Source organism: Elusimicrobiota bacterium, from assembly GCA_040757695.1.
GTDB lineage: Bacteria > Elusimicrobiota > UBA8919 > UBA8919 > UBA8919 > JBFLWK01.
Genome location: JBFLWK010000001.1, coordinates 140,254 through 155,244 on the forward strand (window position 1 = coordinate 140,254; position 14,991 = coordinate 155,244).

At 33.6% G+C, this 14,991-nt stretch carries 15 protein-coding genes; all 15 read right to left on the bottom strand.

Annotated features, from left to right (window positions below):
- Positions 1-1,011, bottom strand: a complete 1,011-nt coding sequence (locus AB1349_00395; GenBank protein ID MEW6555795.1) for a VWA domain-containing protein — start codon at positions 1,009-1,011, stop codon at positions 1-3.
- Positions 1,012-1,027: 16 nt separating this feature from the next.
- The gene (locus AB1349_00400; protein MEW6555796.1) at positions 1,028-2,011 is read right to left on the bottom strand and encodes a VWA domain-containing protein; all 984 of its coding nucleotides are present in this window, start codon (positions 2,009-2,011) and stop codon (positions 1,028-1,030) included.
- A 26-nt stretch (positions 2,012-2,037) separates the two neighbouring features.
- Positions 2,038-2,982: a BatD family protein gene (locus AB1349_00405; GenBank protein ID MEW6555797.1), complete on the bottom strand. Its 945-nt coding sequence runs from the start codon at positions 2,980-2,982 to the stop codon at positions 2,038-2,040.
- Complete coding sequence (locus AB1349_00410; GenBank protein MEW6555798.1) at positions 2,979-3,872, bottom strand: DUF58 domain-containing protein; 894 nt, start codon at positions 3,870-3,872, stop codon at positions 2,979-2,981. Before AB1349_00410 ends, AB1349_00405 begins: the two co-directional genes overlap by 4 nt.
- Before the next feature lie 57 nt (positions 3,873-3,929).
- Entirely contained in the window at positions 3,930-4,919 is a 990-nt protein-coding gene (locus AB1349_00415; protein ID MEW6555799.1) for an AAA family ATPase, read from the bottom strand.
- A gap of 66 nt (positions 4,920-4,985) precedes the next feature.
- Entirely contained in the window at positions 4,986-5,684 is a 699-nt protein-coding gene (gene kdsB, locus AB1349_00420; GenBank protein MEW6555800.1) for a 3-deoxy-manno-octulosonate cytidylyltransferase, read from the bottom strand.
- Between the two features lie 12 nt (positions 5,685-5,696).
- Positions 5,697-6,674: a D-glycero-beta-D-manno-heptose-7-phosphate kinase gene (rfaE1, locus tag AB1349_00425; protein MEW6555801.1), complete on the bottom strand. Its 978-nt coding sequence runs from the start codon at positions 6,672-6,674 to the stop codon at positions 5,697-5,699.
- Positions 6,675-6,692: 18 nt separating this feature from the next.
- Complete coding sequence (locus tag AB1349_00430; protein ID MEW6555802.1) at positions 6,693-7,643, bottom strand: hypothetical protein; 951 nt, start codon at positions 7,641-7,643, stop codon at positions 6,693-6,695.
- Positions 7,644-7,815: 172 nt separating this feature from the next.
- Positions 7,816-8,565 (bottom strand): DUF3108 domain-containing protein, encoded by a 750-nt coding sequence (locus AB1349_00435; GenBank protein ID MEW6555803.1) that lies wholly within the window; start codon positions 8,563-8,565, stop codon positions 7,816-7,818.
- Positions 8,566-8,593: 28 nt separating this feature from the next.
- The gene (locus AB1349_00440) at positions 8,594-10,273 is read right to left on the bottom strand and encodes an HAD-IIIA family hydrolase (protein MEW6555804.1); all 1,680 of its coding nucleotides are present in this window, start codon (positions 10,271-10,273) and stop codon (positions 8,594-8,596) included.
- Positions 10,257-11,288: a tetraacyldisaccharide 4'-kinase gene (gene lpxK, locus AB1349_00445; GenBank protein ID MEW6555805.1), complete on the bottom strand. Its 1,032-nt coding sequence runs from the start codon at positions 11,286-11,288 to the stop codon at positions 10,257-10,259. Before lpxK ends, AB1349_00440 begins: the two co-directional genes overlap by 17 nt.
- 33 nt (positions 11,289-11,321) lie before the next feature.
- On the bottom strand, positions 11,322-12,074 hold the full coding sequence (locus AB1349_00450) for a glycosyltransferase family 2 protein (protein MEW6555806.1): 753 nt from the start codon (positions 12,072-12,074) through the stop codon (positions 11,322-11,324).
- Entirely contained in the window at positions 12,071-13,129 is a 1,059-nt protein-coding gene (locus AB1349_00455) for a glycosyltransferase (protein MEW6555807.1), read from the bottom strand. Before AB1349_00455 ends, AB1349_00450 begins: the two co-directional genes overlap by 4 nt.
- Positions 13,110-14,273, bottom strand: coding sequence for a glycosyltransferase (locus tag AB1349_00460; protein MEW6555808.1), 1,164 nt, complete (start codon positions 14,271-14,273; stop codon positions 13,110-13,112). The genes AB1349_00455 and AB1349_00460 overlap by 20 nt, the downstream gene beginning before the upstream one ends.
- A gap of 148 nt (positions 14,274-14,421) precedes the next feature.
- Complete coding sequence (locus tag AB1349_00465; protein ID MEW6555809.1) at positions 14,422-14,862, bottom strand: DegT/DnrJ/EryC1/StrS family aminotransferase; 441 nt, start codon at positions 14,860-14,862, stop codon at positions 14,422-14,424.
- Between the last annotated feature and the right edge of the window lie 129 nt (positions 14,863-14,991).

Consider the following 14,991-nt stretch of genomic DNA (forward strand, 5'->3'; position numbering starts at 1 on the left):
CTAAACTCTTTTCTTGAACCCGTCGGGTAAAAAGAGTTCAACCAATAAAAGAAACAGTCCTATAGCTACAAAATAATAAAATTTGTCTTCATAACGTTCGAACTTCTGTGCTTTAAGTTGTTTTGTCTCCATATCTGAAATATCGTCTGCTATCCGCGTAACCTCTATCTCACCATCAGTTGCCTGATAATACTTGCCATCGGTTTGATATGCAATTTTTTGTAAAGCTGCTTCATCTAATTTTGTCATTATCGTTTCACCTTTTTTATTTTTTCTATAACCAACAACATTCCCTGTTTCATCCCGTTCAGGTATTAACTCGCCACGAGTTGTTCCAAATCCGATTGTAAAAATTTTTATACCTTCTTTTTTTGCTGCTAATGCAGAAGCCACAGGGTCGCTTTCGTGGTCTTCACCATCGGTTAGAATTACAAGTGCTTTATATTTCCGTTCTTCTTTTACAAAATTTTTTACTGCTAAATCTATCGCTTCGCCAATTGCGGTACCCGGAACAGGAATAAGTTCAGTGGTTAGCGAGTTCATAAAAATTTTACAACTTGCTGTATCAAGTGTTAACGGACACTGTAAAAACGGTTTCCCTGCAAACGCAATAATACCAAGCCGATTGCCTGAAAGTTTATCAATAAGTGAGCGAAGTTCCAGTTTCGCTTTTTCAAGTCGGTTAGGTTGAATATCATTAGCAAGCATACTTTTTGAAACATCAATTGCAATTATTACATCCACACCGTATTTTTTTATCTTAACAAGTTTTGCACCAAATTTTGGACCTGTAAGCGCAAATAGTAGAAAAAATAAGCCAATAACTTTTAGAACTTTTTTTAACTCAATTATTCTGGAATCGTATCTTACAAAAAGCTTCTGGATATTTTCTGTAGAAAAAAGTTCCCTTAAAAATATCCGTTTGTTTTTTTCAGAGGTATATTCTAAAATTATGACTACTGGAATAATAAGAATTAGAAAATAAACAAAAACTGTTGCTGCAAATTCCATAATTTTTTAGGAAAAGTTATGGCACTGTTTTATAAACCAAATTTCTTAAGATAATTTCTAACAGAAAAAGTATTACAGCAGAAATAAGAAACCATCTGTAGAGCTCGTTGAAATCGGTATATTCTTCAACCTTGAATTCTGTCTTTTCCATAGTATCAATTTTTTTGTAAATTTCTTCTAACGATGATTTATCTTTTGCTCTGAAATACAAGCCACTGGTTTCATTTGCGATTTGTAAAAGTGTTGGCTCATCAAGATCTTCTTTAAGCCAGTGATATCTTCTGCCAAAAACAGGGTCATCTACAGGATATGGTGATGCACCAATCCCAGCTGCACCTATTGTATAAATTTTTATCCCGAATGATGATGCAGCACGGGCTGCGGTAATCGGATCCACTTCGCCCATGTTATTTCTACCATCGGTAAGTAGAATTACAATTTTGCTTTTTGATGGTATTTCTTTTAAGCGGTTAATAGCGGTCAAAATTGCAGTCCCAATTGCAGTCCCATCTGTCTGTGTCATACCAATTTCTATTTTATCAATAAAATCCAAAACAGAACCGTAGTCGGTTGTTAATGGACATTGCGTAAATGCAACTGCAGAAAAAACAACAACACCTATTCGGTCGTTTTTTCTACTTTTAATAAATTTTTTGACAACCTCTTTTGCCGCATCCAGCCGGTTTTGTGGCTTAAAATCTTCTGCTCGCATAGAAGTTGAGGTATCAATACACAGCATTATATCAATCCCCTTTTTTGTTAATTCTGCCGACTTCTCGCCACCTTGAGGTCGCGCAAGTGCAAATATCGTCAGAATCAGTGCAACAACTTTCAAGTTATCAACGACTTTTTTGCCAAATGGTATTTTTTGAGTTGCAAAAACTTTTATATCGGAAAAAATAATTCCTGAATCGTTTTTAATTCTTCTTTTTTTAAGATAGAAAACAGTACCGATAAAAACCGGAATTAATAATAAAATATACGGATAATAAAACCGCATAATTTTTAAACCCTAAACTCTAAACTCTAAACTCTAAACTCTAAACTCCCTTCTTTTGGTTTTACCATTTCAACTATATTTCTTGCATTTTCAAAACTTTGGATTATGTCTTTTTCTTCAGGTATATATCTAGCAAATTTTACAAGGTCAGAAAATTCAAAAAACTCACGAAGTATTACTAGAAATTTTTTGTCCACAGATTTTTCACGAAGTGCTTTTATTGATTCAGAAGTGGTCATATCTATAATATTCACTAAAAATATCTTCGATAAATAAATCCGAACAATTTGTGTCAGCCGAAAATAAAATTCTTTCACCAGCCCTCTTTTTATCAAATCCGTTTTTTCCAGTTTTGCGAGTTCATCAGTCGCATACAAGTACGGGTCTACTATTTCATCAATAATTTGTGCAAAATTCTTTTTCTGTAATTGATACTTATAAATAAAATAACACAGCAAAACTAATATCGGGATACCTGCAACAAGAATATAAAAAACAGGGTGGTGCTTCAAGTTCACAGGCGGTTTGATGTCTTTTATATCAGCCGCACTTTCTTTATCCAGCAAACTCGTAACTTCTATCCTGATGGGATTCGTCTGGCTCTGTGCTGGTTTGCCGTCTTGCGTGATAAAATCTATAATGAACGGTTTTATCTCGTAAATCCCGGTTGTGAATGTAGCAAGAATATACTCATATTTTTTTTTATATCGCCCGAATAACAGATATTTTTTTCTTTCTTTTGTAATTTTGTAATCTTTGATTTCAAAACTTTTAAGATTTTGTTCTGGTGTAAAGGAACTAATTTTTACGCCATCTGTATATTCTAGAATAAGCGTCAGTTTTACCTTATCGCCAATTGTTATTTTCTTTTTGTCAGTATAACCTAAAATATAGACATTGGATAAAAGTGGTTGCACAAAACAACCAATGAAAAATATCCAAGACGATAATCTGCGTAATCTATAATTCATCTGTGTAATCTGCGTTCTCGCATCTTAAAAAAATTTATCAACGGCAAAATGTATGCCTTATCAGTATAGAGGTTTAATTTATCAATCCCCATATTTTTAGATAGTTTTTCAAGGTATTCCAAGTTTTTATTTTTTGTTTCAGAAAATTTTTTCAGCAAAAAATAATCTTTTGCATCTACATAGATATCAGTGTTTGTTTCAGCATCTACAAAATGAAAAATCCCAAAGTTCGGGATTTCGTATTCCATCTGGTCACTAATATTTACAAGTATCAAATCATGTTTTTTAGATGTAACTTTTAATAGTTTATCATAACCAACATCTAAAAAATCAGACAATAGAAAAACAACTGCCCGCTTTTTAATCACCCTGTTTAAGTAATCCAGTGCATTATAAATATCCGTTTGTGCTTTTGCTTCTTGTGAGAGAACTTCGCTGACAATTCTTAAACAATGAATTTTACCTTTCTTAGGCGGAATAAATTTTTCTATTTTATCCGAAAAAAATATAACACCTATTCTATCATTGTTCTGTAGTGCAGAAAAACCGAGAATCCCGCATAACTCCGCAATCAGGTCAATTTTTGACTTTTTAGAACCAAACTTTTGAGAACCAGAAATATCAATAAGCAACATTATCGTAAGTTCGCGTTCTTCAATAAACTTCTTTACAAAAAGTGAAGCATATCGTGCAGAAACATTCCAGTCAATTGTCTTTATGTCGTCACCAGCTTGATATTCACGAACTTCAGAGAATTCCATCCCTCTGCCTTTGAATACACTTTTATACTCACCAGCAAAAATCTCATTAACAAATTTTCCTGTTGTGATTTCTATTTTTCTTATTTTTTTTATTAACTCACCAGTCAACATATTATTACTTCTACGCAACTTTAGTTGCGGTTGAAACCGTTATACCGACGCTAAAGCGTTGTAGAAGTCATTATTTTATGGAACCTCTATTTCGGAAAGGATTCGTTTCACAATATCCTCTGATGTAATATTTTCTGCTTCTGCCTCATATGTTAAAATTATTCTGTGTCTTAAAATATCCATTGCGACATTCTTTATATCTTCGGGTGTCACATAGCCACGACCCTGTAGAAACGCATAACTTCTTGCAACTTCAGCGAGATAAATTGACGCTCGCGGTGATGCACCGTATAAAATTGTATGTTTTAAATCTTTGATTTTGTAGTCGTCAGGATTTCTGGTCGCAAGCACAATATCAACTATGTAGTCCTTTATTTTTTCATCCATATAAACCATACGAACCGTTTCGCGTGCCTTTTTTATTCTGTCAGGATTTACAACTTTTTTTACAACACCAAACGCATTTGAGGATACCTTTTCTATAATTTCTTTTTCTTCTTTTCGGTCGGGATATGTTATTTTTAATTTCATAATGAACCTATCAACCTGTGCCTCAGGTAGCGGATATGTACCTTCCTGTTCTATTGGATTTTGTGTTGCTAAAACCATAAACGGGTCGTCAAGTAGATGGGTTTCGTTGCTGATAGAAACCTGTCGTTCCTGCATTGCTTCTAAAAGCGCACTCTGAACTTTGGCAGGTACACGATTTATCTCATCAGCAAGAATCAGATTGGCAAAAATCGGTCCTTTTCGTATACTGAATTCGCTTGTTTTAGGATTGAAAACCATCGTTCCAATAATATCACCAGGCAGCAAATCCGGTGTGAATTGAATTCGTGAGAACTTGCAGTCAATTGATTGTGCTAATGTTTTAACTGCGAGTGTTTTGGCGAGTCCTGGAACGCCTTCAATCAGGATATGCCCGTCTGATAACAAGCCAATAAGAATCCGTTCTAAAAAGTATCGCTGTCCGACAATGACCTTCTGGAGTTCACTCATTACTTCCGATACAAACAACGATTCCTGTTTAACAACTTCGTTAATCTCCCTGATACTTTTTTCCATAGTACCTCCTGATATAGTGATTAGTTTTGTAGTCGCAGGTTTTAACCTGCGATTTGTGGTTGGTGGTTAGTGGATGGCGAGCATTTTTTTGACTTTCTCTAAATCATTTTTGGTATCTACACCGATTGTTTTATGTTTTGTTTTCACAACATAAATTTTGTAATTATTTTCTAAAATCCGCAGTTGCTCAAGCTTTTCTGCTTTTTCAAGTGGTGTTTGGTCCATTTGTGCAAATTTTAGCAAAAAATTTCTGCGGTAGACATATAAGCCAATATGCTTTAATGAATTAGGTAGTGGCAGCCGAGAAAAATAAATTGCAAAATTATTTTTGTCTAAAATTACTTTGACATTGTTTGGATTATTTTTTTCTTCTGTATCGTAAAAATCGGCTGCAAGTGTTGAAACTAAAATGTTTTTATGCTCTATCACGGGCTTGATTGCAGAGTCAATCATTGCTGCTTTTATCAGCGGTTCGTCACATTGGATATTTACAACAATATCGCAATCAATTTTTTTTGATGCAAAAGATATCCGGTCAGTTCCACTATTACAGCGAGGTGTCATAACAATATCTGCATTAAAAGATTTTGCAACATCAAAAATTCTTTTGTCATCAGTTGCAATTATAATCCTATCCAGAAGTTTGGATTTTAATACTGCTTCATAAACCCATTGAATCATCGGTTTCCTGGAAATTTTAATAAGCGGTTTGCCTGGTAATCTTGTGGAAGAATATCTGGCTGGTATTATTCCAATAACATTCATTTTCTCACTTGCTCATTTAGCTAAATGAGCAAGTGACCTTTTTAACTCTTCTATTGAAACGGTAGCAGTGCCTAATTTACCAACAACAATCCCAGCAGCACAATTTGCAATTTTTGCTGACTCAATTAACGAAGCACCACACGATAATGCAAGCGTTAAAACCGCAACGACTGTATCACCAGCACCGGTTACATCAAACACTTCTCTTGCCGATGTCGGGATATGTGTGCTATTCCCTTTTTCAAACAATGTCATTCCTTGTTCACCTTGTGTAATTAAAACCGAACGGCATTGTAGTTTTTTCAAGATTTTTTTGCCAAGGTTATCTAAATCTTTTTCTGCTTGTATTTTAGGAACATTCATACCAGTCATCGCTTCGGAAAGGTTCGGTGTAAGACAATCTACATGTTTGTATCTTGTAAAATGTTCTACCTTGGGATCAACAGTAACAATTTTTTTGTGGCTTTTTGCTAACTTCACCGTTTCTTGTATTATCGTTTTAGTAATAATCCCCTTGCCATAATCAGATATTAAAATAGCATTGCAATCCTGTAGTTTTTTATTTATATATTCTAACATTTTTTTTGTCATAGCTGGTGAGAATTCACGAACTGTCTCTTTATCAAATCTTACAACCTGCTGATGTCCCGCGATAATTCTTGTTTTGATTGAGGTAGTTATTATATCGTCAGTAAAAACGCCTTCTGTATTAATCTTTTTTTTACGAAGTTCTTTAAGCAAAATCTCCGCAGTATAATCATTACCAACAATTCCACAAATTGAAACCTTTCCACCAAGTGATACAATGTTATTGGCAACATTTCCAGCACCGCCTAAACAGTATGTCTCTGTCTTAACATCAACTACTGGAACAGGTGCTTCCGGCGAAATCCTTCTGGTCTCACCACGAATAAATCTATCAAGTATCAAATCGCCAATAATAAGCACTCTGGTATCGGAAATCTTTTTCAGTATATTATTAAAACTCATGGAAAAAATTATACAAATTTATTTGAGGAAAGTCAACAAAGAATTGTATAAAAGCGGGAGCATAATTTCATGGTGACCGATAAAGTAAAAACCGCTATTCCCAGATGGACGGGATACGACATTTTCAAAAGCACGATACTGATAATTCATATCAAAATTGGCAGCGGTAAAATTTTTTACTTTATACCCAAGATTTCTTGCAAGATTAAGCGCCTTAAGAAAAACTTCAGGTAAAATTACTGCAGAACCGAAATTTAAAATAACACCACCTTCAAGTTTTGAGATAACTTCAGAAAATTTCAGAAAATCGGTGTATGATGTCTTGCCCCAAGAGGCACCATCGCATTCAGGATGCTGGTAAATTACATCCGTGCCTATCCCAATATGAACAGTTGCTGGAATTTTTAATTTATATGCGTTTGCAAAAATGCTGAACTCTGAAAATTTTAATTTTTTTTCAGAAACCATTTTTCCAATACTTTCGCCAAGCCCGAGATTTTTTTCGGCACCGCTTTTTACCGTTTCATTTAGAAACTTGCCCGTCTCAAAAGCCATACCAAATTTTCCAGTTTTTAATTGTTTAACAACATCTTCGGATGTTTTTCCACAAAAGGCAAGTTCAAAATCGTGAATAACCGAAGCACCATTTGTTGCAATTGCTGTAACAATTTTTCTTTTCATCATATCAATAACAATACAGGAAAGCCCACATTTTATTATATGTGCTCCAAACATAAAAATTACTGGTTTTCTGTTTTTTCTTGCTGTAAATATCCTTTTTACAAGTTCTCTAAAGTTTTTACCTGCTAAAATATCGGGCAGCAAATTAAAAAAATCGTTCTTGAACAATTGTCTAGTGCGAACATTTGTTCGCAGCGAACATTTGTTCGCCTTCGCAAACATATCTATCTGCACTTTGCTTTTTCTTTTCACCAATGGGTATCTTTTTACATTTCTAAGGTTTAACATTTTTGCCCTCCCAAAATATTTGGAACCACAGATTCCCGCCTGAGGCGGATCCGCCTTTGGCGGAAACACAGATTTTCATAGATAAAAATCTTTTTAACGAAGATACGAATAAAATCTAAATTCCGTGTTTCCGTGCTTTTGCGGTAATATATTCTGCGGCCATCTGCGTCATCTATCTGCGGTCATCTGCGTTACTTAATTCAGCAACGATAGAGCCGACACCGATTTGGGATTTCATTTTAATTGGTATATGGTTTTCATCGTCTGTCATCCAAACGAGAAGTTTTCCTTTTTGCATAAAGATTCCGGCATCTTGTAAGTCTGGTTCAACTACAACTGTCTCATATTTTTTGCCGTTAATTTTTATTATTTCTTTATTATGAATTTTAACAACCATTTTATAGTTTTTCTTGTTTGAGTTGACATTAAGTGTTAAACTATTTTTAGGTTCTAACTTCTGGAGTCGTACCCAGTAAAGTGCTGCCAGAATATCCAGCACATTTTCTGGAATACTAAATTTTTCACCTTTATGATTTACTGCAAAATGTTTATCCTGATGATAGACAATTTTTCGGTTTCGTTTATATCTACCTTCTGAAATATGCTGTTCAAAAACCAGCGAATGAAATTTTTCAACATCAATATATGATTCGTTTGTATCACGCACTTTATAGAAAACATCAAAAAACGGTGAGGACTTTGCAGCAGAATGAATATGGTATGCGTTTCTACCTTGTAAATCTACAATATCTTTGATTTGCAGTGTTCCATAGCCAACTTTTATAAACTGCCAGTAGACATCAAAAACCAGTTTTTCGCCGACGGGCAGTTCTGAGAAACATAGATTACACAGATAAAAACCACAGATTACACAGAAAAAAATTTGCGTTAATCTGCGACTATGGATTCCCGATATAGACATTCGGGAATGACACTTTGTGTCATCTGCGTTAATCTGCGTTTCTAAGAATCCTTTTCGCAGCATCCAAAATGTCCTTTGCAACATAATCTGCTCCTTTCACCTCTTTAATATCACCTGTCAAAACAAAAACGGATTTAACACCTACATTTTTTGCTAAATCAATATCGGATTGCATATCACCGACAATATATGAATTTTTTAGAGATATATTGAACTCGTTTTTTGCTCTAAGAACCATACCGGGCTTGGGCTTCCGACAAAAACATTTATCATCAGGATGATGCGGACAGACATAAATACTGTTTATTACAGCATTTTTCTCTTTTAAATTTTTTACAATAATATTGTTTAGTTTCTCAACATCTTTTTTTGTAAAATACTTTCTTGCAACCCCTGACTGATTTGAGACAATTATTACTTTGAACCCGGCGTTATTCAATAATTTTATCGCAGGTGCAGATTCTTCAAAAATTTTTAGTTTTGCTTCGTCGGTTGAATAATGCATATCTTCATTGATTGTCCCATCACGGTCAAGAAAAACAGCACGGCTTCTGTAAAATGTTAACGCCATCAGAAACCACATTGTCATCTGTACTTCCGAATCACCATATGAATACTCACTTAACCCTGACAAAAAAAATCCAAATATACCGAATATACAACCCAAAATAAAAAATTTCTCATCATTACTTACATTTCTTGCTTTTTTTATACTGTAATAAAAGAAAACTGCAACCAGCCACAAGAATGCAATCAGTCCAAGAACACCTCTTTCTGCCAGTAAATGGATAAAATTGCTATGTAGATGCGAGAGCATATAAAACTCTTTTGGCAATTTCAATTTTTCATAATACTCGGGATATATTTTTCTCGTGTTTTTCAAGCCGACGCCCAATACGGGATAATCTTTGAAAATTTTGATGCCCACTTTCCACATATTGATACGAACAGGTTCGTTAAAATTAGTTGCCCGTTTTATGATATTCCGCCGACCAGAAATAAAAAATCCTGAAATTAATGCTATATACAAAGCCGCTACAAGTATATAGATAACTCTCTTCAAATGCCCAAATTCAACAAAAAATATAATACAGCCAATAAACACCGTCGCAATCCAAACCATTCTTACATAACTAAAAACAATACCTAAAAAAATAAGGACTGTTATTAAATAAAAAATCTTTTTTCTGTAATACAATATCGCATAGATTGAAACAGGTAGTGCCATTAAAAGTCCTTCAGCATATGTCTGAGGCCAGGAACGTGTCCCGTGTGCTCGCCCATCCATCATACTGAATATTTCTCTGGTAGGCAGATTTTTGTCTGTTAGGTATTGTAACAAGCCAAGAAAACCCATAATTGCCGACGAAATCACAAAAACAAGTATGATTTTTTTAGCATGTGCAAAATCCTTCACATTAGACAGAATAAGAAAGAACAAAAAAAACTCCATTTCCGAATTCAGTCCTTTTATACTTCTGAAAAAATTGATACCGAAAACAGCAGAAATTATTGTTATACTAAAAAACAGCAGGATAGAATATGTTACAGGTGAAGAAAAATCTTCAGATTTTTTCTGTATTATTTTTATCAGCCATACTAAAAACAAAAAAATCCAAACGATATTTGTAGCCGCGATAGAAATAGGAAGCACGAATGCAAGAACAAAAAGTCCATAATACAAAATTATATCAATTTTTTTTAGCAATTTCATTCTCCAAGAATTTTTTGAACTCGTCTTTTTGATGTATCTCAAGTTTTATATCTAATACATAACACGGGAAATCCTCGGGTAGTCGGACAACATCTTTTGAAGTAGTAATCACAAATGCTTGAAATTCTGCAGCATCCGAGTATAATTTTTTTATATCTTTATCTCTGAAAAAATAGTGGTCAGGAAATTTTTTATGAACCAGAAGATTTACTCCAAGTTCTTTAAGCGTTTTTTCAAAATCTTCAGGCACTGCAATCCCTGAAACAGCAATCGCATTTTGATTTTTAAGTATTACTGAATTTATTTCAGAACCGTTTTTATTAAAAATTTTTTTGTTGAAAGATGCATGAAAAATCGGTGCGGACTTGTTATGTTTTCGGATAACATCTTCTATTTTTGAAATACTTGTATTCGCTACCTTGTCACATCTTGTAACAACGAATGCCGAAGCACGATTTATATTTTTAACCGGCTCCCTTAAATAACCTGATGGTAAAAGCAAATTGTTCCCGAATGGATTCAATGCATTTATACAGACAATATCAATATCCCTGAAAAGATTTAAGTGCTGGAACCCATCGTCTAAAATTATAGTATCAATACCAAATTTTTCAATTGCAAACAAGCCAGTTTTATATCTGTTTTTACCTATAATCACAGGGACGTTATTGAGCAATTTCGCGATAAGATACGGTTCATCACTGGCAATTTTAGGTCCTAAAAATACTTTCTTCCCATCACTTACTACATTTGTATTTTGTAATTTATAATTTGTAATTTGTCTTTTATATCCTCTTGAAATTACACAAACCTTTTTGTTCAATTTCTTCAACAATTCTGCTAAAAAAATCACAGTCGGCGTTTTACCCGTGCCACCGACTGTAATATTGCCAACCGATATAACCTTACAATGCAGTTTTTTTTGTTTTATTTTTTTTAACTTTTGTGAGATATTAAAAACTACCAGATATAGAAATGATAGCGGATATAAAATTTTTAATGGTTTCATGTTTGTTTGATAAATCCCTGCAGTTTTGTAAATTCATTTTTTTTCATTTTGTAATTCCTTTAATTTCAAAAATGATATAAACTCATTATACGAATCCATAACTGCCACTATCAATCCAACAAAACCATCTAAAAAACCAAATTTTAATATAAAACTTCTGAAAAATTTTAATTTCGAAAACGATATGATGAACAGAATGCTGTGTTTTTTGTTTTGTTTGAACATATATTCTGCTTTTCTTGATGTATAAAAATCAGATTTCTTCAACATATCAGAAATGTTTTGATATGGATAGTGTAGTATCGCTGATTTTAGTTTTGCAATTTTGCTGTCAATATAAATTCTTTCGTGAACATGCTCGCAAGGAAATTTCGCAAAACCTTTTTTAAATAGCCTTAATTGGTAATCTGGATATTTACCACCAAATTTTAAAAATCTACCAAAATAAAAATTCTTTCTCGGAATAAAATAACCGCTGATGACTGATGACCGATGACTGATAACTGATAAAATCTCATTTCTTAATTCATCGGTAATTATTTCATCCGGATCAAGATATAAAATCCAATCACCATTGCACTGTTCAATCCCGAATTGCTTATTGACATTAAGATTCGGATTGTTTTCTTTGTAAAATATTTTTGTTGTATATTTCTTGACAATTTCAACAGTTTTATCCGTGGAAGCACAATCTACAAAAATTAACTCGTCTGCCCATTTTATACTTTCGAGACATTGTCCGATGTTTTTTTCCTCATTATGCCCTATAATTGAAATAGATATCATAATAACCCAAAATAAATCTTTTCCGTTTTTTCAACCATTTTTTCTTTTGAGAAATTTTTTGATTTGATTTTACTGTTTTGTGAAAACTTTTGTTGTAAATTTTTTTCTGTTAAAATTTTTATCGTTTTTTCAGCAAGCAGTTCTGGATTTCTCGGTGGCACAAGAAAACCATTCACGCCGTCAGCCACCAATTCGCCTACTCCACCGACATTTGTAGCAACCACAGGCACGCATGAAGCCATCGCATCAATTACTGATGTACAAAGTCCTTCTAGATATGATGATAAAACAAAGACATTAAAAATTGACAGAAGTTGCGGTACATCGTTTCTAAAACCCGTAAAAATTACCGAATCGAATATTTTAAGTTTTTCCGCAATCCGTATCAAAGCATTTTTCAATTTTCCTTCTCCGACAACTAAAAATTTTGTATTTGGCAGTTTTTCTTTAATAATAGCAGCCGCCTGCAAAAAATTTTTATGGTCCTTATGCGGGGCGAGCGAAGCGATAATACCGACGATATTATTATTTTTGTCAATTTCAAGTTCCTTGAAAAGATAATCGCTGCTGATATTTTCAAAACGGGAAAGGTCAACACCCGAATAAACAACGGATATTTCGGCATCGGGGATACCGTCTTCCACCAAAACCTTTTTCACGCCTTCAGATATCGCTATTATCCTGTCAACATTTTTATATTTCCATAAACTTTTTATGTGGAAATCAACACGGCGGGAAGAAACCAGTTTGGGTTTATGTTTCAAAATTTTTGAAGCCAGAAGCCCAATTGTATGAGCATGCGCTGAATGTAAATGAACTATGTCCGGTTTTATTTTATCTATAATTTTTGCTGTTCTATAAATCGTAAAAGGATCAAATTCAAAAAACATTTTTATAGAAAAGAAGTTTTTTTGTAATTTTGCCAGCAATGCACTCCGGGGTTGACATAAAACAAAATTTTTATGTCCTTTTTTTTCGAGCTCCTCTAAAAGCCATAAAAGTTGCTGTTGCCCGCCACGCCATGTTTTTTCAAAATCAATGTGTAAGATTATCATAAATCTTTTCTAAATGATATGTCTGTTTTATTATATCATAATTTTTTTCAATATGTTCTCTGCCTTTTAAGCCTAATTGATACCAACTATCAGGATTCAAAACTAAAAATTTTAATTTCTCAGCCAATGATTCAACATCCTGTTCAGGTACTAAATATCCATTATGGCCGTCTAAAATAACTTCCGGTATATCGCAATGCGTTGTTGAAACTACCGGCATACCTGATGCTGAAGCCTCTATAATGGATACGGGAACACCGCCTTCCGTTTCACCATCAGAAGGAGTAATGCTTGGGGAAAGAAAAATATGATTCCTATAAATTTCTTTTAAGAAAAAAGAATAGGGCTTGTAACCCAACAGATCAATACTATTTTCTATTTTATATTTTTTTATTTTATTTAGGATTTTAGTTTTTTCTAACTCTTCTAATTGTGACCCGCAAGAGTTACCAATGATGGTTAATTTAAGTTTTAAGTTGGGGATTTTGTTTTTCACAATACCAAATGCCTCAACAGCATCAGGAATACCTTTTTTCGGTTTGAATCTACCACATACTAAAATTTTTATTTCTCCGTCAGCACTAATTTTTCTTGGCATGAATTTTATATTGTTTAAATCTACACCAAGATGATGAACAATAATTTTAGTTTCAGGACAACCTAATTCCATCAAACATTTTTTCATATGAGACCCTTCAACTAAAAAAATTTCTCCATATCTAAATAATTTTTTATATCTTTTTTGCCAGCGGGTATGTTTCTTAGGAAGTTTACTCAAATCATATCCATAAAAAGTGGTAACTAATGGCAATTTGAATAACTTTTTCAACGGCAAAAACCAATAACCAGCAGGACCAAAATGCGCATGAATAATAACTGGTTTATCTTTAGCCAAAAACAAAGCAAATGAAGGATAGAAATGAAAAATATCGCTACATAATTTATTAAAAAAAATCACAGGATTAAAAAAACTTTTTGCTAAATCTAATGAAATAATATTTTGTATAGGAAAAATATCCAGATTTTTTATTCCATGACAGTAAACAACTGGTTTGTATCTTGAAAGATTTTTTATTTGATTAAATATCCAGTTTTCAGTTGTCTCTAAATATGGTCCTCTGAGATAATGAATAACGGTTTTCACCCTGCACCTTTTATATCATCGTGTAGAATATCTGACAATTATTATTTTGGATACTAAAACTGTAGTGCGAGGATTTATCCTCGCTGAAGCGACCTTATCATGCCAGAGGCAGACCCGCCTTTGGCGGGAAAGGTCGCACTACATGTTGTCAAATATTATGCATGAGTATATCTTTTACCGCTTCAATTACATCACTTATATCATCATCTGTCAATTTCGGTGAAATAGGAAGCGATACCGTCCTATCAGAAATCCATTCTGCGTTTGGAAAATTGCCTCTTTTGTAGCTAAATACTTTTTGATAATACGGATGTAAATGCAAAGCGATGTAGTGAACCCCTACGCCTATGTTTCTTTTGGTCATTTCATCCAGGAACTGGTCCCTTGTAATTTTAAGTTTGTCTATATCAGGCAATAAAGTATAAAGGTGATAAGCGTGCTTTGTATCAGGTTCAATAGGAGCAGGGATAAATACCGGTAAATTTTTGAAGGCATCATTATATCTGTTCCAGATTTCCTGTCGTCTTTGCCAGTATTTCTCTATTCTCGGCAGTTGATGAATCCCTATCGCTGCTTGAATATCCATCATATTATACTGTAGTTTGGCAAATTTTTGCTAATAAATGTTGAAACATATTGTTCATTGACAAAAATGGAATAACCCTGTAAAACAGGGATGCACAAGAAACCTGAACAATTCCTATGAATAGTTAAGTCA